General features: G+C 43.9%; 15 protein-coding genes. 6 read left to right on the forward strand and 9 right to left on the reverse strand.

All coding sequences use genetic code 11. The features are described 5' to 3' along the window. Window positions 1–227: 227 nt before the first annotated feature. On the forward strand, window positions 228–1,811 hold the full coding sequence (locus tag ACXAGV_RS16355) for a response regulator (protein WP_474874236.1): 1,584 nt from the start codon (window positions 228–230) through the stop codon (window positions 1,809–1,811). Between the two features lie 49 nt (window positions 1,812–1,860). Here ACXAGV_RS16355 and ACXAGV_RS16360 read toward each other — a convergent pair whose 3' ends face one another. Continuing rightward, window positions 1,861–2,736: an NAD(P)-dependent oxidoreductase gene (locus tag ACXAGV_RS16360; RefSeq protein WP_474874154.1), complete on the reverse strand. Its 876-nt coding sequence runs from the start codon at window positions 2,734–2,736 to the stop codon at window positions 1,861–1,863. An 88-nt stretch (window positions 2,737–2,824) separates the two neighbouring features. On the opposite strand from ACXAGV_RS16360, the gene ACXAGV_RS16365 reads away from it, so the two are divergent. After that, on the forward strand, window positions 2,825–3,307 hold the full coding sequence (locus ACXAGV_RS16365) for a glutathione peroxidase (RefSeq protein ID WP_474874155.1): 483 nt from the start codon (window positions 2,825–2,827) through the stop codon (window positions 3,305–3,307). 161 nt (window positions 3,308–3,468) lie between these two features. Further along, window positions 3,469–4,509, forward strand: coding sequence for a 2-hydroxyacid dehydrogenase (locus ACXAGV_RS16370; RefSeq protein ID WP_474874156.1), 1,041 nt, complete (start codon window positions 3,469–3,471; stop codon window positions 4,507–4,509). A 47-nt stretch (window positions 4,510–4,556) separates the two neighbouring features. Here ACXAGV_RS16370 and ACXAGV_RS16375 read toward each other — a convergent pair whose 3' ends face one another. Together ACXAGV_RS16375 and ACXAGV_RS16380 are read right to left on the reverse strand one after the other, a co-directional pair. After that, complete coding sequence (locus ACXAGV_RS16375) at window positions 4,557–5,306, reverse strand: methyltransferase domain-containing protein (RefSeq protein WP_474874157.1); 750 nt, start codon at window positions 5,304–5,306, stop codon at window positions 4,557–4,559. 15 nt (window positions 5,307–5,321) lie between these two features. Next, the gene (locus ACXAGV_RS16380; protein ID WP_474874158.1) at window positions 5,322–6,083 is read right to left on the reverse strand and encodes a Nif3-like dinuclear metal center hexameric protein; all 762 of its coding nucleotides are present in this window, start codon (window positions 6,081–6,083) and stop codon (window positions 5,322–5,324) included. A gap of 249 nt (window positions 6,084–6,332) precedes the next feature. Here ACXAGV_RS16380 and ACXAGV_RS16385 point away from each other — a divergent pair, with 249 nt between their 5' ends. Beyond that, a complete protein-coding gene (locus ACXAGV_RS16385) occupies window positions 6,333–6,668 on the forward strand; it encodes a hypothetical protein (protein WP_474874159.1) in 336 nt (111 codons plus the stop codon). Window positions 6,669–6,747: 79 nt separating this feature from the next. Here the strand turns inward: ACXAGV_RS16385 and ACXAGV_RS16390 are convergent, their stop codons facing one another. From ACXAGV_RS16390 to ACXAGV_RS16405, 4 genes are all read right to left on the reverse strand, one after another. Further along, window positions 6,748–7,371 carry a TetR/AcrR family transcriptional regulator gene (locus ACXAGV_RS16390; protein ID WP_474874160.1) on the reverse strand — a complete coding sequence of 208 codons (624 nt, stop codon included), beginning with the start codon at window positions 7,369–7,371 and terminating at the stop codon, window positions 6,748–6,750. Between the two features lie 102 nt (window positions 7,372–7,473). Continuing rightward, window positions 7,474–8,514, reverse strand: coding sequence for a protease SohB (gene sohB / locus ACXAGV_RS16395; protein ID WP_474874161.1), 1,041 nt, complete (start codon window positions 8,512–8,514; stop codon window positions 7,474–7,476). Window positions 8,515–8,633: 119 nt separating this feature from the next. After that, entirely contained in the window at window positions 8,634–11,159 is a 2,526-nt protein-coding gene (locus tag ACXAGV_RS16400) for an acylase (RefSeq protein WP_474874162.1), read from the reverse strand. Between the two features lie 240 nt (window positions 11,160–11,399). Continuing rightward, window positions 11,400–13,997, reverse strand: coding sequence for a VolA/Pla-1 family phospholipase (locus ACXAGV_RS16405; RefSeq protein WP_474874163.1), 2,598 nt, complete (start codon window positions 13,995–13,997; stop codon window positions 11,400–11,402). 319 nt (window positions 13,998–14,316) lie between these two features. On the opposite strand from ACXAGV_RS16405, the gene ACXAGV_RS16410 reads away from it, so the two are divergent. Continuing rightward, complete coding sequence (locus ACXAGV_RS16410) at window positions 14,317–15,060, forward strand: YciK family oxidoreductase (protein WP_474874164.1); 744 nt, start codon at window positions 14,317–14,319, stop codon at window positions 15,058–15,060. Window positions 15,061–15,156: 96 nt separating this feature from the next. Here ACXAGV_RS16410 and glnS read toward each other — a convergent pair whose 3' ends face one another. Then, complete coding sequence (glnS, locus tag ACXAGV_RS16415) at window positions 15,157–16,824, reverse strand: glutamine--tRNA ligase (RefSeq protein ID WP_474874165.1); 1,668 nt, start codon at window positions 16,822–16,824, stop codon at window positions 15,157–15,159. A 296-nt stretch (window positions 16,825–17,120) separates the two neighbouring features. Between glnS and ACXAGV_RS16420 the strand changes: the two genes are divergently transcribed. After that, window positions 17,121–18,143 carry a LacI family DNA-binding transcriptional regulator gene (locus ACXAGV_RS16420; protein WP_474874237.1) on the forward strand — a complete coding sequence of 341 codons (1,023 nt, stop codon included), beginning with the start codon at window positions 17,121–17,123 and terminating at the stop codon, window positions 18,141–18,143. Window positions 18,144–18,245: 102 nt separating this feature from the next. Here the strand turns inward: ACXAGV_RS16420 and ACXAGV_RS16425 are convergent, their stop codons facing one another. Further along, the gene (locus ACXAGV_RS16425) at window positions 18,246–19,943 is read right to left on the reverse strand and encodes an alpha-amylase family glycosyl hydrolase (protein WP_474874166.1); all 1,698 of its coding nucleotides are present in this window, start codon (window positions 19,941–19,943) and stop codon (window positions 18,246–18,248) included. Window position 19,944 lies beyond the last annotated feature (1 nt).

Raw genomic sequence — 19,944 nt, forward strand, 5'->3', positions numbered from 1 at the left:
CAACAATAACCAACACCTACCCCTTACGTAAACGTAAAGGTAAATATTTATTTAAAATTAGTGATAGATAGCGTAAATATTTTGTGACGAGATAGCTCTTTTTACTTGTAACGCGAGAAATAACTGATAAAAGTTGTCCTTTTTAATAATGCACTTTTATGCTGCCGCTGATAAGCTACATTGATGTAAGTTAACCCTGATTGGTCGTCGTGGAATTCAGAATAGCCATAGTAGAAGACAATGCCACTGCTCGAACTGCGCTTCGAGGTCACTTAATGTCTATCGCTAATTTATCTGTCAGCAGCTTTGCATCGGGAGTGGAACTTAAAGCGGCACTAAAAAAGCAAAATTTTGAGCTGCTTTTAATGGATTATCACCTTGGTCAAGGCAAGACTGGCGTTGAATGGGTACAAAGTTTAAGAGAAACGGGCTTTATTAGGCCAAGTACGGGCATAATATTTCTGACTTCAGACCGCTCTGGGCGAATAATCGGTCGGATCATGGATCTTCAACCCGACGTTTTGCTAATCAAACCTTACACTATCGCCTCTTTAACTCGCCAAATTAACCACTATTTAAGCTACCGTGATTTTGTCAAAAATGTTTTGCATTCCCTAGACAACAAACAGTTAGAACGCGCTATTGGCGTAATACGGGCGAAAATTTCAGAGGGCATTCCACCTCGCCTAGTTGCAGATATTCGCAAGCTTTATGCTCGGCTTCTATACGAAAGTGGCGACCTTCAAAGAGCCCAGAGCATTTATGAAGATGTGTTAACTCGGTCAGATAAAGTACTTTGGGCGCAATGGGGTAAAGTTAAGTGTCAATACGCCTCTGGGCAATGGCCGCATTGCAAGAGTCACTTAAGTCAGATGGTAAACTCTAGCTTAGCGCGTGATAAAGCATTCGAATGGCTTGCTTCTATATCTTTTGAACAAGATTCTTACGATCAGGTAGAAAAATACTTAAATGAAATTAAGTTCAGTGAATTAAGCCTACCCGCAGCCAAGCTAAAAACAATCGCCTATCAAAAGCAAGACAAGGTCGTTGAGGCCATTGATCTTTTGCAGAAAAAGCGAGCAATGCACCGTAGTGCTAAAGAGAACTTCAATGACTTTACCTTTGAATTAGCTGAGTTTTACTTGTTTCTGGCTGAAGAGTCACCTGAGACCAATAGAAAAGAAAGTTTATCCCAAGCAAGAAAGCTAGTAGGTATTGCAGGTAGAAGTCAGGGCGACCCACAAACATTACAGAAGCGAGACTACCTATTAGCGTTTTCAGCCGTGTTAGATGGAGATCTTGAAAAGGCAGAGCATCTGCTTGAAAGCGAACACATTGGTAACTACCTTCGCACCGAGCCCTCGATTCTGGTTATCGCTGCAAAAGTACACCACGGACTTGGCGATGAGCGTAAAGCGGGTGAACTGTTATTAATGGCTAAACAGAAGAATGCCGAACTGCAGGCGATATCCGAGCAAGTGATGAACGATGCGCTAATTTTTACAGGCGGTGAACGATTAGGCTTAAATCATGAGCAGGCTATTTCTATCAATGAGACGGGTACTCAGCTTTTCATAGAAGGCTTATTTACGAAGGCTATGAAGCATTTCTATGATGCATTCCAGCTTTCACCTGAAACCGCAGCTTTTGGATTAAACCTGCTCCAATGCATGATTGAAGCAGACGCGGGCGTATACCGTAAGTTTAGTATCAAACACCTACTCGACAAAATAACCAGTTTACCGCTCAACGACACAAACAAGGCGCGTTTAGCGCAGCTTACCTTATCCGCGCAAGAACAAGCACTTTAGCACCTCTAAACTGCTTGCTCTTGGCTAAGCTATTTTTGCACAAACGCGTCTACTTTAAGCGAGTGAGCAAGCTTGAGGTATCCCAACGACCGCCACCCAGTTTTTGAACGTCCGCATAGTATTGATCGACCAGTGCAGTTAACGCTAAAGTTGAACCGTTTTTTCGGGCTTCATCAAGTGCAATGTTTAAATCTTTACGCATCCAATCGACCGTAAAACCAAAATCAAAGTTATTGTTTAACATCGTACTTGCTCTGTTTTCCATTTGCCACGATTGCGCTGCACCTTTACTGATAACGTCAACTACCGCATTACAATCAAGTCCAGCACGTTGACCAAAATGCAGCGCTTCGGCCAAGCCTTGTACAATACCGGCAATGCAAATCTGATTCATCATTTTCGCCAATTGACCGCTGCCGCTTTTACCGAGTAACTGGCTATGTCGCGCGTAATGCGCCATTACTGGCTCTACAGTGCTATATACCGTTTCATCACCACCTACCATAATGGTTAACTGGCCATTCTCTGCTCCTGCCTGACCTCCAGAAACAGGGGCATCTAAAAAGCCAATCTGTTTATTCTTGCATGTCTCATATAATTCTCTGGCGATATCAGCAGACGCGGTAGTATGATCGACCAACACACTGCCCGCTTTCATTGCAGCTAATGCTTGAGTGCCAACATCTCTCACATCGTTATCGTTACCCACACACATAAAAACAATGTCAGCGTTTTCACACGCCTTGTCAACGGTATCGCTTGCGCTGACGGTAGCGCCATCTGTGTCATAAATCGACAGCCATTGCTGTGCTTTTTGGGAAGTTCGATTATAAACAGTGACCGCATAGCCGGCTTTGCTTAAGTGCCCGGCCATGGGGAAACCCATAACACCCAAGCCCAAAAAACTCACTTTCAAATTACTCATACAAAATATACTCTAGATACGTAACAAAGATGTTTGGATTACCTAAGAGTAACAGACTTAACGACAACAAAAATATAGGAAAATAATTTTGGCACTCTATGAACACCCAATTACGTTAAACAATGGTGTACAGACTACTCTAGAACAGTATAAAGGAAAGGTATTGCTCATCGTCAATACGGCAAGTAAATGCGGCTTTACTCCACAATACGAAGGGCTAGAGACACTGTACAAAAAATATAACGCTAAAGGCTTTGAGATTTTAGGATTCCCTTGTGATCAATTCGGACATCAGGAACCGGGTAGCGATGAGGATATCGCTCAGTTTTGTAGCCTCAATTTTGGTGTTTCTTTTCCTTTATTTAAGAAAACGAATGTCAATGGCCCAGATGCCAACCCGCTGTTTGAGGAATTAAAGGACGCAGCTCCAGGCCTTCTTGGTACTAAGCGAATAAAGTGGAATTTCACAAAGTTCTTAGTGACTGACCAAGGTGCGGTGCTAAAACGCTATGCCCCAACAGTAAAACCAGAAGCTATTGAAAAAGATATTATAAAGCTACTCCCAGCGTAATAATACGTTGGTAGAAATATCAAAATTAAACTGAGAAACAGCAATAAAAGCGCTTAGTAAGCGTACTGTGCGCTCTGCTCGATTTTTTGATCTGCATCTATGCTGTTGGGAAATTGACGTGGTAAATTTTAGCGGTCTATGTAACCCAATTGGGTACTAAAATGAAAACTGCTAAACACGAAAAAGTACACGTAAACCAAAGCGATCCACAGCACAAACATATCGCCTTTTTTAGTACTCGTCCTTATGAAATGGCTCTGTATCCTGAATTACTAGAAACAGTGAGCGTTGACAATGACAAACCTATAAAGGCTGTGTTTTTTGAACATCCTCTAAATGCGTCAACTTCGGCTAGCTGCAATGGATACAGTGATGTCGTTGTGTTTGTAAATGATGACATCAGTGCCGCCACTATAAACACACTTAAGCGCTGTGGGGTTAAACATATTGCGCTTCGATGCGCAGGCTTCAATAATGTTGATGTGGAAGCAGCAAAAAAGGCCGGTATTAAGGTAAGCCGTGTTCCCGCCTATAGTCCTGAAACAGTAGCAGAGCACACTCTCGCTCTCATTCTCACGTTAAACCGCAAAACGCACAAAGCTTATAACCGTGTTCGCGAGGGAAATTTCAATCTTGGCGGGTTAATGGGCTTCACGCTTCACGGTAAAACTGTAGGGGTAATAGGTACAGGAAAAATTGGAAAAGCGGTTATTCGCATACTCTTGGGGTTCGGGTGTCGTGTGCTTTGCTTCGATCCGCAACCTGATAGTAATGTGACTGCAAGTGGAGCACATTATGTGACGCTAAACGAACTGCTCGAAAAAAGCGTCATTGTCACCCTACACTGCCCACTAGACGAGAAGAGTCACCATATAATTAACGCAGAAAGCATTGATAAAATGCCCCAAGGCGTAATGCTTATTAATACGTCTCGAGGCGGGCTTGTTGATGATAACGCTATCATCAAAGGGCTTAAGTCGAAAAAAATTGGGTATTTAGGGCTAGATGTTTATGAAAGAGAGTCCGAACTTTTCTTTCATGACCATTCGCAGGAAATTATTCAGGATGATATTTTTCAGCGCTTAACAACTTTTCCTAACGTTTTAATAACGGGCCACCAAGGGTTCTTTACACTTGAAGCACTGCACGAAATTGCCGCCACTACGCTCAATAACATCATCACAGGGTCCAATACGCTCTAAGTTGCCACGATGACTGTTAAAACGCAGTGCATTTATGCTGAGATACGCTAATCGGTTTCTTTTTCTAAGATCAGTTGAAAGTACTTTCCAAGCCAAAGGTATGGTGCTCGTTTGTGATACTGGCGCTCCAACGCCAGTAATTCGTCAAACTTACTACTTTGATGGGTTATGTCGCGCATGTAATCATGGAAACAGCGAATGCCTGCTTTCTCGATAATCTTAAACCCCAATGACTCACAATGTTCAACCACACGCATTGCACTTAAGGGTTGCTTCGGGTTTAGCCTCACTTGCTTTTTTGCTTTCATTCCTTTTTCGATGTAATCAAAATTACCGTAAATGGCATTGGCAAACAAATTCGCATCTTGGTTGAAGAAACTCAGACTTAAACGGGCTCCGGGTTTCATGCTTTTATACATAAAGTCGATAGCATTGAAAGGCGCATCTAGCCATTCCAATACCGCATGACAAATCACCAAATCAAAACTGTTCATGTCTTCAATCTGTTGCAAATATTGATGCCTGATTGTAATGGTGGGCGCATCTGTTAGAAGCATCTCAGCTTGCTTCAGAACATCCTTAGACGCGTCGGTTAGTACCACAGAATGTCCTTTAGAAGCGATGTGCGCAGTCATGACCCCCGTGCCTCCGCCTATTTCGATGACGCGGACCGGCTTTATCAAATAAGGTTCAAGGACATCGCATAACAAGGTATGCCTAAGCTTGCCCTTCGTCGTGCCATAGATGTTATTAGAAAACTTTTCTGCAATACCATCGAAAATACGATCGTTGTTCATATACTACTGTCGTCGTTAAGCTGGGTTATTAATATCAATAAATTCAACATGCACGTCGAACTGCTGCGCGATATGTTCCCCTAAAGATTTCACACCGTAGCGTTCTGTCGCATGGTGACCAGCAGCAAAAAAGGTAATGCCCATTTCCCTTGCTGTATGAACAGTTTGTTCAGAGACTTCACCGGTAATGAATGCATCGACACCAAGTTCAACTGCTTTCTCAATAAAGCCTTGTCCACCACCTGTACACCAAGCAAGACTCGATATGAGTTTCGACGATGGCCCTTCAATCAGTACATCTCGCCCTAGCAATTGCTTCAATTTAGCCTGTAGCGCAACGCCTTCAGTCGCTTCCTCCAGATGACCTTGCATAACAACACCTACAGGTTTAACGCTGCTGACAGCACTTATATTTTGAATATCTAGAATCGATGCAAGCTGACGATTGTTGCCAAATTCTGGGTGAACATCTAAAGGAAGGTGGTAAGCAAACAGGTTAAGGTCATTTGCAAGCAAAGTAGAAAGACGACGCTTTTTCATGCCAGTCACAGCCTGCGACTCTCCTTTCCAAAAATACCCATGATGCACAATAAGCGCATCGGCGTTAGCTTCTATCGCTGCGTCTACTAAAGCCTGAGATGCTGTAACCCCTGTAACAATTTTTTCTATTTTGCTTGTGCCCTCTACCTGCAAACCATTGGGGCAATAATCACTGATTTCGCTAACCCTTAACATTCCATCAAGATAATTTTGTAGTTCTAGGCGGGTAATAGACACAAGTCCTCCGGTTGAAAGTTAGACAAATTGTTAAAAAAACGCTATAAAATACGCGAACGTTTCGTATAACACCTATAAGTCGACTGGCGTTTATCGCGGGAAAACGAAAAAAAGTGGATTGCTTAACGCATTACCTACTTTTTATTCACTTTATGGGGAGCTAAATGTGCTCTAACCAATCTGCCGTTACTTATTGGTGATACAAGTCAAAAACGTTCGTCATCTTAACAAAATAAAGAGCAAAAAAGCATGGCAAACTTAGACAAAGATGCAGTTATCGCGGCCTTTACTAAAGCATATGAAAAAGCTAACGGCAATGCGCCATCTATTGAAAGTAAAAGTGGTTGGTACAGCGTAGACGGCGGCAAAAATATGCGTCTAGCGCAACTTCAGGAAATGACAGAGATGCTAGCTTCGCATTCGTCTGAAGGAACAGAAACGAAAAAAGATAAAAGTGAGACTAAACTTGCGGCCAAACCTGCTAAGCAGAAAGCGTCTGCACCAAAAAAATCGGGTTTCTCGGTTAAGGACTTTTGGGCGGAAAAGCTAAACGCTGAAGTGCCTGGCGCGACCCTACCACGCTAGTTTAAAAAGCATTTCACACAATACCTAGTCGCCGCTCTGGGGGCTAGCGTATTGTTATGGCGTCGACAATTAAGTTTATTTATTTTCCAGCAAGTCCCTGCGCAACAAATGGAACAAGATGCTGGATGACCTCTTTAATATCTACGTGCTTGTGAAAATCAGACTCAGCAATTTCCGTTAATGCTTGGCTAGATGCCATCGAAAAGACAAAACTTCCCATCGCAAAATGCAGCCGCCAGAACAATTCTTCCTCAGGAAGTTCAGGTAAACAGCGTCTGATAGCGTCTACGAGGGCACGTATACATTCACCGTAATCATGCATCAAAAACTTACGCAAGTGACCCTGAGTTTCGTTATACCCTCGACCGAGCAATTTAACAAAGGTGGCAGTTCCTTGCTCTGAAATAGCGTTAAGGTTTAGCATAGGTGGAATTAGAGAATGTAAAAGCTGCTCGACGCCCTTAACTCCTTCAACGGGCGGAAGAGCGTCTAAGCAACTTTTTACCTGCGGCATTAGCTCATCAAAATATCGCTTAAACACGGCTTGAATTAAATTTTTCTTACTGCCGAAGTGATAGTTTACCGACGCCAGATTCACTTCTGCTCTTGCAGTAATTTCCCGCATTGAAGTTTGGGTAAATCCACTTTGAGAAAATAAGTACTCCGCCGCATCTAATATGTCGTTTTTAGTATGCCGTGCCATATTCTTTTTATTATCTTTTGTCGGTTAGAAGTTAAACGGCCATCTGTGCCCATTAACGATGTTAATTGCTACATTTTAATAAGCATAGATGGCCTGTAGGTATTAAAACCAATGACGTGCTTTGCTCATGCTTTTCATAAATACACGCTCTACTACATTCGCCGCTGACATACCCAACTTCTCTGCCACGTTTTTCTTCACCGCGTACTTTACACTAAATATTTCGCGGGCTGGATAGTGAGAGAGAATATAGTCATCAGACGTCGTAATGTCGTCAATCAAGCCCAGCGCCTTAGCTTTAACTCCTGGCCAGTACTCACCCGTAGCAACTTTGTCGATATCCATATCGGGGCGCTGACTTTGAACAAAGTCTTTAAACAACACATGAATTTCTTCAATTTCTTCTTTAAATTTTGCGCGGCCTTCATCATTATTTTCGCCAAAAACCGTTAGCGTGCGTTTAAACTCACCTGCCGTATGTTGTTCAAACTCAATATCGTTTTTCTTCAGAAGTTTGTTAAAGTTAGGCAACTGGGCGAGAACGCCTATGCTACCGATGTAGGCGAATTGAGAAGCGAGCAGTTTGTCAGCAACACAAGCCATCATATAGCCACCGCTTGCCGCAACCTTATCTACTGCAATGGTCAATTTGAGGCCCTTTTCTTTAATTCGCTGTAATTGCGAGGCTGCAAGTCCATACCCGTGTACCACACCACCGCCACTTTCAAGGCGAACCAAAACTTCGTCTTCTTTGTTTGCTACACATAAGATTGCAGTGATCTCTTCGCGCAAGTGCTCGACTTCATTGGCATCCATTGACCCTTTAAAGTCGATAACATATAACCGAGATTTTTCAGTCTCATCACCCTGGTCTTTCGCTTTGTTTTTAGCTTTGCTCTTAGCTTTTGCCTCTTTTTTCTGTTCTTTGGCTAACTTTTTTAACGCATTTTTATCCAATAGCACTTCTTTTGCGTAATTGGTAATGTCCTTTAACTGCTCAGATATAGAAACGATTTCAAGTTGTCCTTTCCCCTGTTTCTGCTTACTCGCTACACCAACAATAGTTGATACAACAACAACGAAGGCGACAACTAACGTTACTGCTTTGGCAACAAACAAACCGTATTCGTACAAAAACTCCAAACTTTACTCCTAGTAAAATAAACGGGTAAGCAACGTTGTTTACCCACAACGTAAAGAGCGGCTTTACCTAATATAAGGCAAAGCCGCCGATGTAATTACGTTATAATACCAGTCTCAACTTAGTCTGACGATAGCTTAACCTGCTCTATCTTGTTTGCTTCAATCTCTTCATCGGTGAAATAGATATCCCGCAGTGTAGGATGTGTAGAGTAAAGTTGGGTTTGGTCTAAGAAATGCTCACTGCCGAACTTACGAGACTGTGAGTAAGTCAATATACCTCGGCCTTTTGGCCCTTCATCAGTGAAGTTGATAACCATTGCCCAGCTTGTGCCATAGTTTATGTGGTAGCCCTCAGCTTCAGCACTCATTGCCGTGTTACTGCTTATTGTTTCGTAGCTATGTCTGGGCAACTGGGTTCCATTTCTACTGCTACTAACATCAAATACGTTAAAGCCACCTTCAATATTATGTGCACCAGCCCATGGTAGCTTAACACCTGAGGCAGAGCCATCAGGTAAGCTACGTTCAACAAATTGCACTTCACCTAGCGGCGCATCAAATGCTACCCCGGCTTGTTCAATAACCTGTGTAGCGCGTGCCAATTGTTCAAGGGTAGTATCGTTTTGAACTAAACCCGATGGCGTAGTTACAGGCGCATCAAGAGAGAATGGTACTTCCCATTGAGGCGCTTGGTTAAACTGAAAAGCAAATTCCCTGAAAACGTGTGCGCCAGTACTTGTAAGGTTCATTGTACCGTCCCAGTCCTCTAGGGCTGCACAGGCTTGCGATACATCTACGCTTGCGCCACCTACATCTACTGGCGTATCACCTTGCTCTGCGCATAGCTCAAGCAGAGATGGCAATATATTCTCTGCCAGGTAGCTTCGGTTGTTAAGTAATAGCCCTTCAACCTCCTCAGGTGTGAACGTGCCATCACTCCCCGCTTCATTTTCAATAAACTGCTGTCCCATGCGTGAGCGTAAAGACTGTGGATTCTCTACATTTCCAAATAGAGGGTTACTGACAACAATGGGAGCGTCCAAATTTGTCAGCCAATAGCTATTGTTTGAATTCTGAACCGAGTCTGTGCCCTCGTACTTAGGCGCCTCTTCATAGGGAACCGGGCCATCAAAATCAAACTGTGAAATGTTACCGGGTAATACGGTAAAGCCTGCAGCAGCTTTGGTTTGAATAAGCAGCGGGTTCGTTGTTAGTTGCTCAATTGCTGTTTCAGTTAAGTTCGGTACGGTAGAGTCGTCAATATAAAATACTTGGCCATCAGCCGAGGCAGCCATGGTGTTATTGAAGATTACACCATCATAGTCTTTAAATGCTTGCTTGAATTCGTCCATTGACGTGGCCATGTTCATAGCTAGCCAATGATCAACGACATCGAAGTTAGGAAGATTCGCATCTTTTATGGCAAACGCATTGTTTTCGTTCCAGTCAAAGTTACCCGGAACTTCAATCATTGGGCCGTAATTGGTGTAATACGCCGTTTTATCAAGTTTAATCGTTTGCCCGCCACCTATAGCAACGTCAATCTGAAGTTGCTTTTCATAAATAGTGCGCCTATTGCCATCAACTAAATGAGTGAGCCCTGAATCATCGTTTTCATCAAGAGTAAGCTGATAAACTACGAAGTGTTCAGCAGTCGAGAAAGTATGGGTCCAGGCTACGTTTTCATTGAAACCGATGTTTACCGCACCGGGTAGTCCCATCAGTGATCCACCTGTAACATTTAAATAACCAGGTACTTGGGCATGAAAATTCCAAAAACGAAGGTTACCTGTATGGGGGAAATGGGGGTTACCTAAAACCATCCCCTTGCCATTAGTCGTTCTATCGCTACCTAACCCCCATCCATTAGACCCCATTTCTTGAGGATTTCTGTCAGGCAGCCCTACAGCTGGCGAGATCTTAAATGAAGAGGCAACTTCACTTGACGACGCCGCCGCTGTGGGAAGATAACTCTCGCCTTGTGGCGCAGCAATAAACATTGGGCCTAAGAAATTAGCCGCACCGGGTAAAAGTGCTACGCCCAACGAGTATGTTAAAAGGTCGACGCTATCAATTTCTGTGACCCAAGGTTGCCCCGCACAGCTTTGATCTTGGTCTTCTAAAGGCGTTTCGTTTAAATATCTGTTATACCCTGCGGTATAGCCCTGAAACATTGCGCGAGAATTTGCAGACAAGCGGGGCAAATTCTCTTCTGCAAGTTCTCTGATACCCAATGTTAAAAAGCCAAAGTCGTTAATGAGGTGTTCAGAGTCGCCGCTACCAGGCACTTGGTCTGGGCCAAAAAACTTGGCCCGTTCAGAATTGTACTTAACAATTTGATCAGCCAGTACGCAAAGGTTATCTCTCGCAAAGGCATAACCTACCCCATATGCCATACTTTCTAAATTATCTGCTTTTACGTGCGGTACACCGTAGGTTGTCCATGTTACGTCAGCAGACAAGCTACCGTCCGGTGAAAAAGCAGGAATAGGCGTAGGCGTAGGTTCTGGGTTTGTGGACGTGGGCGGCGCTGGTTGTTCTACATTGGAAAAGTCGTTGTCGTTATCGCCACATGCGGTTAGTAGTCCGGCAAGTGAGAGTGCAATAAGCGTCCGCTTAGCTGTAAATGTGTTTTGGTTGGTCATCGCAAATGTTCCCTAAAGAATAAAAGATAAGGTCCTTCTCTCGTGCTTTTGTGATCGTCAACACATTGATTTTTATTACCAATGAAACTGATCGGACCTTAAATTTACACTACATTAACAACCGAAAACATTCAAACAACATTCGTCTTTTTCACACAAAAAAGCCGGCTTTTAAGCCGGCTTAAACTCACTAAAATGTAAGCAGTTGTTACACTGCTTTTCAGAACAAATTATGCCTGCCTAGTTAGCAACGACACTCTCGTCAGAAATGGGAAGCGCAAGCGCGTCAGACGCAATATATCCTGCCACCTCTTTTTGCATCTCTGTAGTTACCGCCGCGCTTGCCGCTGGACTTAAGCTAGAGGCATGTGCGCCGCTATTGAACTGCACAATACCGCTAATTGGGTCTGTACCAGGCCCTTGAGTAGTAGTAATTTGCTCTAGACCAATTGTAGCCGCTAACGGAAGCTGACCAGAAAGAGGTAATGCAGTCGAAACTGGAATAACCTGATCAGGTAAGTTTTCTTCGCTACCATCACCTACCACTGTCATCATGTGAACGGGTGTATTACTTCCTAGGGTTTGCGCATAATTAGTAGGATCACCAGCATCCATCACCGTTTGTGCAGCGAATGCAAATTCAGCAAATACAGCATTCACTTCTGCAGCTTGCTCTGCGGTTAGATTATCTTCAAAAATGGTAACTGCTGCACTAAGCTGCTCTTCACTGACATCTGTTGTTTCATAAAGCTGATTAAGCAATGCAACAAAGTCTTCAGACGCTTGTGATAGCAATAGGCCTTTAATTAGAGGTCCGAATGAAGGCGACTCTAATAAGAATTGCGCTACGCCGCCTCCTGGCGATTCAAGGGAGGCTTGTCTAACAGCAAACATACCATCAAGTGCTGCTAAATCGCCGCCCATTGACGTATTTGCCACCGCGGCAAAGTTACCACCTGTTATTGCACCAAGTGACACGCCCATGATAGATACACGAGACATATCAAACTTAACGTTTTGTGCTGCAGTTGTATCTACAACAGCATTAAGTCCTAAACGTAGACCCAATAAATCAGAGACGCTTTGACGTAAGTTATCGCGGGCAGTGGGTAGGCTAGCAAGGTTCATATAATGGGTTGCACTTACGCTTGTAGCGTTTAGGTCATCTGTACCGTCACCATCAAGGTCGAAGCCACGGCTACCGTGTAAAGGTTGGTCTATAGCAACTGATGCAATACCTGCAAGTGAGAGCGTACCTGTAATAGCAAGCATGTCTTCTTTTTGACTGGTAATACCGTGAGCCAATATAACTACTGGCCAACCAGCTTCAGGCATACTAATCGGGAAGCCTAACGCGCCCGCGATAGCTGGATCAGGAATAGTAACCTGCACATCTAGTGTTTCTGTTCCCATGTTCCCGCCTGTCGGCTGTGGATACGGGTTAAATTTGGTAATATTCCTTGCGCTATCAAGCATTTCGCCATTTATTCGAACGTCTGCAAGGCCTAGTGAAGAACACATTGCTGCATTTGGGCCTGGTTCAGCGTTAGCGAGTAACTCTTGCGGTGCACCTGCTAGCACAATGCCACTATCACACGCCGCTTTCCAGAAGTCATTAACCGGTGCTAATGGGTTTTCAGCACTAGGTACACCCAAGAAATAAGGTAATGCTATGTTGCCTTCATAACGTTGTGCGGCACAAAATGGTCCTGCTTGTGCAAGGATACCTGTGGATACCCCAACAGCAAATTCATTCAACGCGCCCCATTGTGCAGCAAGTTGACCCGACGCCGTACCGGCAAGGCCAGCACAGGTTTCAAGTAGGCTAAAGTCTGTCGCATCAATGGCTGCTTGGATATTATCTGGTAGGCCCTGCTTGCCTAGCTCAACGGCACCTGCTACAACAGCTTCGTTAACTAGTCCTAGCGCTTCCATGGCATTTGGCGCTGCAGACACATCGCTAACAGTAATAGCTGGTAGTGCAGCTGCGGCTGACGGATCGCCGCCAGCAGCGAGCTGAGCGAAGGTACCAATCATTACCTTTTTAATAGTATCAAGTGAATTCGCTACCGATTGCGTAGTGAAAGCAGAGACATACGTTATATCTTCGCGGGCAAAGCCGGCTCCAAGAAGCGGGTTAACATAAGAATTAACCAAAGCCTGAAGGTCTAACTGAGAAGCGCTTGATAGAGGGTCGGTGTTTATATCTTGTCTTACCAAATCCCATGTCGTTGAACCCTGCACTGACTTACCTGAAGAATCTTTCAAGTCTGTAGTCATAACCAGCATATAGCCTTGAGCAGGCTTAAGAGGCTTTAATGGAACAAATGTGATGGTATTGCTATCGGCAAGGCTAAGTACGTAATCCACGCCAAAGGTAAGTTGATCACCAAGCTTACAACCTGCAGAAGGTGTTGTTACCTGCGCACAGTCTGGGTCGTTTTGGTCAAGACCCAGCGTGGCTTCATATAACAATACACCAGAAGCTAGCGTGCTTTCGTCTAGCGAAGCGCCCGCTGGTGTTTCAACGTTGATAACGAAAGGATGCTGCGTCGACCAGCCGTCTAGCACATTAAGTGCATTTTGCGGGTCAGCAAAATCTGTGGGATCAGCCACTGGAATGTTGAGTGTATAATCAAAGAAACCGTCATCGCCAGGAAGCATTAGAAGGTCGTTAGGAATATTTAGGTTACCATTGGCAGGGTCAAAAAGGATCCGCGAAAATGGTGTTTGGACTACTGTTTCGGCCTGAATGTCGGAAAGGGTTTCATCGGAGCCACCACAGCCTGCTAGACCCAGCGCAAGGGCCACACTGGAACTTAATACGAGTTTTCTCATCTCTACTCCCTACAAGCATTGTTGTTATTCTGTGTCTAAAACTGAACTCTATTAAAAGTAGCTTGGTCTACCCTGTCTTTACAGGTGTAGATGATAGTTTTAAACATGTTAGACCAGTTGTATCTTCCTCAATCTTATTGACTTTGTTGCAACTTTGCAAAGTTTTGTTAACTACTTTTGTTAACTTTTTTTACGTTTGAAGAATTTTTCATTCATTGTTTTACTTGTGAGTCAGGCTGAGTATGATCTGACGTATGATTCTTAGCGGGGTCTACAAGCCCCATATAATGCGAAAAAATTAACCTTTTAAAGGAAAAAGATGAACGATTACAACGCACCAGCGGATTTGTTACGCGATAAAGTTATTCTTATCACCGGAGCTGGCGATGGAATTGGTGCTCAAGCTGCAAAGACGTATGCTGCACACGGCGCTATTTGTATTCTATTAGGGCGCACCGTGTCGAAACTTGAAGCCGTTTATGACGATATTATCGCCGCAGGCGGTCAGGAACCCGCAATTGTTCCTTTAGATATAAAAGGTGCAACGCCCTCTCATTATCAACAAATGACACAGACCATTATTGACCAGTTTGGTCGATTAGACGGTGTTCTTCATAACGCTAGCATTTTAGGCCATCTAAGTGCGTTTAAAGATATTGATGCGCAAGAGTGGCAAGATGTCATGCAAATAAACCTTAATGGTATGGTCTATATGACACAGGCGCTTATTCCAGCCTTAGAAAAGGCTGATATGGCTTCGATAATTTTTACTACTTCTAGTGTAGGTAGAAAAGGTCGCGCGTTTTGGGGAACATATGCTGTATCTAAGTTTGCTACAGAAGGCGTAATGCAAACTTTAGCAGATGAGTATCAAAATAAGACGTTGCGTTTTAACTGTATTAACCCAGGTGGCACTCGCACTCACATGCGTGCGCAAGCATTCCCTGCAGAAAATCCAGAAACACTCAAAACACCAGAAGATATTATGCCGATGTATCTTTATCTAATGGGTGATGGAAGTAAGGAAGTAAACGGTCAATCCCTTGATTGCCAGCCAAAGTAGGCAATTAAGCCCCATGCTTTAAAAACAAAAACCGCTTTAGTTTGCACTAAAGCGGTTTTTTCGTTTGAGCATATAGCGCGTAATCAATAGCGATATTTATTCGCCTATTTTTGCCCATGTGTCTCTTAAACCTACTGTGCGGTTGAAGACAGGCTTATCGTCTGTGCTGTCTTTGTCTACACAGAAATAGCCTGTGCGTTCAAACTGCCATGCGCCCACTTCTGGAACATTGTTAGCAAGCCCAGCTTCTACCCATCCCTGTTTTAGTTCCAACGAGTCTGGATTAATCGCATCGGTAAAGTTTTCTTCAGCCGCTGGGTTAGGCACGTTAAACAAACGGTCGTAAAGCCTAAACTCCGCGGCCTGTGCTGTTGCTGCATCAACCCAATGAATAACGCCTTTAACTTTGCGGCCATCAGCCGGATCCTTACCTAAAGTATCCGCATCATAAGTACAATAAACGGTTGTTACATTGCCGTTCTCATCTTTTTCAACGCGGTTAGCTTTAACAACATAGGCGTTGCGAAGACGAACTTCTTTATCAAGCACTAAGCGCTTAAACTTCTTATTCGCCGATTCTCGGAAGTCTTCTGCTTCTATATACACTTCGCGACTAAAGCCGATGTTACGCGTACCCATACTCTCATCGTTAGGATGGTTTGGCGCAACCAGCGTTTCTGTCTGGCCTTCCTCATAATTTTCGATAACAAGCTTTATTGGGTCGAGCACCGCCATTGCACGCGGAGCATTTGCATTTAGGTCGTCGCGAATACAGGCTTCCAACATAGACATTTCGACCATGTTGTCCATCTTAGTCACGCCAATACGCTTACAAAACTCAACAATTGAACCCGGTGTGTAGCCACGACGGCGCAGACCCGCAATGGTCGGCATGCGTGGGTCGTCCCAGCCATGTACATGGTTTTCGTCGACTAACTGAATAAGACGACGCTTGCTTAATACCGTATATTCTAGATTAAGACGTGAGAACTCATATTGTCTTGGCGTGCAGTCGATAGAAATGTTTTCGATAACCCAATCATATAGACGACGGTTATCTTGAAATTCTAGTGTACACAGGGAGTGCGTTATTCCTTCGATGGCGTCTGAGATACAATGTGTAAAATCGTACATTGGATACACGCACCATTTATCACCAGTCTGGTGGTGGTGAGCATGCTTAACGCGATAAATTACCGGGTCACGCATACACATAAATGGTGATGCCATATCAATTTTCGCACGCAGACTACACTCACCTTCTTTATATTCGCCTGCCGTCATCTTGGCAAACTCGCTAAGGTTAGTTTCAACGTTTGTATCGCGATAAGGGCTATTTTGACCAGGCTCTTTAAGTGTACCACGCATTTCGCGCACAACGTCTTGCGCTGAAAAATCTACATAAGCTAAGCCTTTTTCAATAAGTTCAACGGCGTATGCGTGTAGTTGGTCAAAGTAATTCGATGAATAGCGAGCTTCTCCGTCCCACGTAAACCCAAGCCATTGCACATCTTCCTTAATTGAATTAACGAAGGTAATGTCTTCTTTTGCAGGGTTGGTATCGTCAAAGCGTAAATTGCACGTACCTGTGTAGTCTTGAGCAATACCAAAATTTAAGCAGATAGACTTGGCATGGCCAATGTGTAAGAAGCCATTCGGCTCTGGTGGAAACCGTGTTTTAATTGCGTCATGTAGACCACTAGACAGGTCTTTATCAATAATCTGACGTATAAAATTGGTCGGACGGTGTTCAGTCTCGGCCATTCGCTTGTTCCCCTTATGCACGTAATATTTCAAAATCTCGCTGAGTATAACACTCTCGCAATTACTTCAACCATGTTTTATTCAAAGAAGCCTGACAAGTGATTGAATTAAGAGCGATCTGCAAATAATCTTTAAAACTTAATGCCGTTATGAAATCTAAAATATAAATAAGTTCTAACGAAATCCTAACTTTGCGCAGCATTTGTGCGACTGCGTTTCAAAATGCGCGCGTCATTGGAAAAATATGGTAATCTAGTTCGACGACAACATTGTCGTAGCAGCAAAACATGGTGTTTATGAAAGAAAAAGCAACCTCTTTTGATATTGCCCACTTGGCAGGGGTTTCGCAATCAACTGTCTCGCGAGCGCTAAACAACAGCCCGCTAGTCAACCAAGAAACTCGTGACCGCGTTCAGCGCATTGCCAGAGAACTCAATTACAAAGTGGATAAAAACGCAAGTAACTTGAGAAAGCAAAAGAGCAGCACAATCGCCCTTCTCTTGTTTGAAGACCCTACTTCTGACGATTCGATGATTAACCCGTTTTTCTTGGCGATGTTAGGAAGCATTACCCGTGCTTGTGCACAAGCAAATTATGATCTTCTCGTATCATTTCAGAATTTAGAAGATGACTGGCACGCTGAATACGAAGACTCAAATAAGGCTGACGGAATCATTCTTCTTGGGTACGGCGACTACACCGATTATCAAACCAAAGTTGCTCAACTAGAGTCTCAAGGCACTCACTTTGTTCGTTGGGGTGCACCAGATGAAGCCCACCCAGGGGTTAGTATCGGTTGTGATAACTATCAAGGTGGTCAAAGTATAACGTCACATTTAATTGGCTTGGGTAAAACTTCCTTTGCGTTTATTGGTGACAATGGCGACCACGCCCCTGAATTTAAAGCGCGCTTTAATGGTTATTTTGAAACACTTCAATCTCATGGCCTAGATCAGTCAAGTGTTCAACGCAATGCTATTTCGACCGAAGACGCGGGGTCAGAAGCATTAAAATCATTACTGCAAAGCGGTGAACTTCCCCAAGCAATTGTCTGCGCATCAGACCTTATTGCAATGGGCGTGTTAAGAGCGCTGCGCCAAGCAAAAGTGAATGTGCCTGATGATGTAGCCGTGGTTGGCTATGACAATATTGCGGTTTCAGCCTACACCACACCTTCGCTCACCACTGTTCAGCAAAATACCAAACTGGCGGGCGAGTTATTGGTAAACACCTTATTAAAAGCCATTAACAACGAAGACGTTCAGGATTATTTAATGCCTGCGGATATCATTATTAGGCAGTCATGTGGCAGTGAGTAAGCGTGTGCAAATTACACGCTAGAAATTAAGCAATCACTGATTAACAAAAAGCCCCGGGCGTTAAACAACCACGGGGCTTTTTTATTGTGCGCTAAACACGTTTTATTGGCGGGCCAACTGATGCTTAATTTGAGCAAGTAATGCACTGTTACTTACTTGACCTTCGCGCACCCATACCTGAACGCCATTAGGCTTAACCATTGCGGTTAACGCATCACCGAGTTCTACCGTTTGCGTTTCTCCAGATAATTGTTCCGTCCAGTCGCCCGATTGCATAAGGTCACTAACCTCAAAAGATTGTGCGGTATTACCCTTATTAAGTAATACAAGTGCAGTCTGCTGTGTTTCTGCAGTATCAACAACGCGATAAAACGCCGCTTGATGACCGTCAAGTTCAACGTTGACTTGAACACCGCGCTGCAGTGCTACCGTGTTTTTACGCACATTGGCAATCTTTGTAAGCGCCTGTTGAATAGGATGTGTCTTGGCTTGGTCTAGGCGCTCTTGGCCAACATAGTTACGATTGCCAGCATGTTCTGCCGTACCGCGCATGAAGCCAATTTCAGAACCCATGTATACAACCGGAATGCCTCTTACTGTAAACAACCAATTATGCGCATTAATAAAGCCTTCATCAGTGGCATTAATGCGCGCCATATCGTGGTTATCGTAGAACGTAGTTAATTCATAGGGGTTGTTATATGGCCCATGCGTAAGATGCAGCACCGTTTCTAAGTCAGCAAAATCACTCTCTAGCGGCTTTTCAAATACATTCAGCATGGCCTTTTGCATAGGGAAATCTAATACGCTGACGCCCCCATTTTTCGGTAACGTATGCTGTGCAATGTTGTTCGCCTCATAGTCAAAGGCCTCACCAAACATAAAGAAGTCTGGGTTTTCTTTGCGAATACGGTCAGACGCTTCACGCCAAAACGCATGAGGCACATGCCTGATTGTATCTATTCTAAATGCATCAGCACCTTGAGAAATCCAATACAAATAGCTGTTGATGAGATAATCGCGTACGGCGGGGTTTTCGTCATCTAGATTAGAAAGCTTTACTAAATCGGGATAGTTGTGAAAAAAGCTATGAAGCGGGTTGTTTTCAGGGTCAAGCTCTTCAGGCGCCAAGTTTTGATGATCAGCAACCAGATTTCCATCACTGTCATATATTTCCCCGTAGCCAGGTAAGTCCTTCTCCATGGTGAAGCTTGGTGTGCCATGATTTGCCACAATATCAAACACGGACTTAAGGCCATGCTGACGCATTTTCGCCGTATAGTCACTAACGCTTAAATTGGCGCTAACCAAATGCTCGTCAGCTTTATAGAAATTAGTTGCCCAATAGCCGTGATAACCCGTTTTACCACCGTCTTTAAAGGCACCGCCATAAGTAATGGGTTCATCGCCATTAAACGCATAGTCAGGGTTATCATGCACAGGCGTCATCCATACTGCTGTGAACCCCATTTCTTTAATATAATCGGCGTTGTTTAAGATACCCTGTAAATCACCGCCCATGTAACCCACATAGGCTTTCTTACCTTCAGGACCTTCTAAGGGCAGTTGCCACGTGAGATGATCGCCTCCCTGCTCTTCATGATTGTTCGAAGCGTCGCCGTCTACAAAACGATCTGTCACAACAAAGTACACCGCTTCGCTAGCAAACGGCGTAGTGGTACCCACGATAGCATGACTGTTTTCTTGTATATCGTTAGATGAAGGAACAGATGTGCTCGAGCAGGCTGAACAAAATAAACCAGCTAACGTTAATGCGATTGTCGTACGATTAAATGACATT

Source organism: Alteromonas sp. ABH4_453 (assembly GCF_056160665.1).

Excerpts from the sequence above, each read along its gene's own strand:
- ACXAGV_RS16420 (WP_474874237.1), top strand. The coding sequence starts at position 17,121 with ATGAAAGAAAAAGCAACCTCTTTTGATATTGCCCACTTGGCAGGGGTT.
- ACXAGV_RS16400 (WP_474874162.1), bottom strand. The coding sequence starts at position 11,159 with ATGACCAACCAAAACACATTTACAGCTAAGCGGACGCTTATTGCACTC.
- ACXAGV_RS16375 (WP_474874157.1), bottom strand. The coding sequence starts at position 5,306 with ATGAACAACGATCGTATTTTCGATGGTATTGCAGAAAAGTTTTCTAAT.
- glnS (WP_474874165.1), bottom strand. The coding sequence starts at position 16,824 with ATGGCCGAGACTGAACACCGTCCGACCAATTTTATACGTCAGATTATT.
- ACXAGV_RS16405 (WP_474874163.1), bottom strand. The coding sequence starts at position 13,997 with ATGAGAAAACTCGTATTAAGTTCCAGTGTGGCCCTTGCGCTGGGTCTA.
- ACXAGV_RS16390 (WP_474874160.1), bottom strand. The coding sequence starts at position 7,371 with ATGGCACGGCATACTAAAAACGACATATTAGATGCGGCGGAGTACTTA.
- ACXAGV_RS16360 (WP_474874154.1), bottom strand. The coding sequence starts at position 2,736 with ATGAGTAATTTGAAAGTGAGTTTTTTGGGCTTGGGTGTTATGGGTTTC.
- ACXAGV_RS16410 (WP_474874164.1), top strand. The coding sequence starts at position 14,317 with ATGAACGATTACAACGCACCAGCGGATTTGTTACGCGATAAAGTTATT.
- ACXAGV_RS16370 (WP_474874156.1), top strand. The coding sequence starts at position 3,469 with ATGAAAACTGCTAAACACGAAAAAGTACACGTAAACCAAAGCGATCCA.
- ACXAGV_RS16385 (WP_474874159.1), top strand. The coding sequence starts at position 6,333 with ATGGCAAACTTAGACAAAGATGCAGTTATCGCGGCCTTTACTAAAGCA.
- ACXAGV_RS16425 (WP_474874166.1), bottom strand. The coding sequence starts at position 19,943 with ATGTCATTTAATCGTACGACAATCGCATTAACGTTAGCTGGTTTATTT.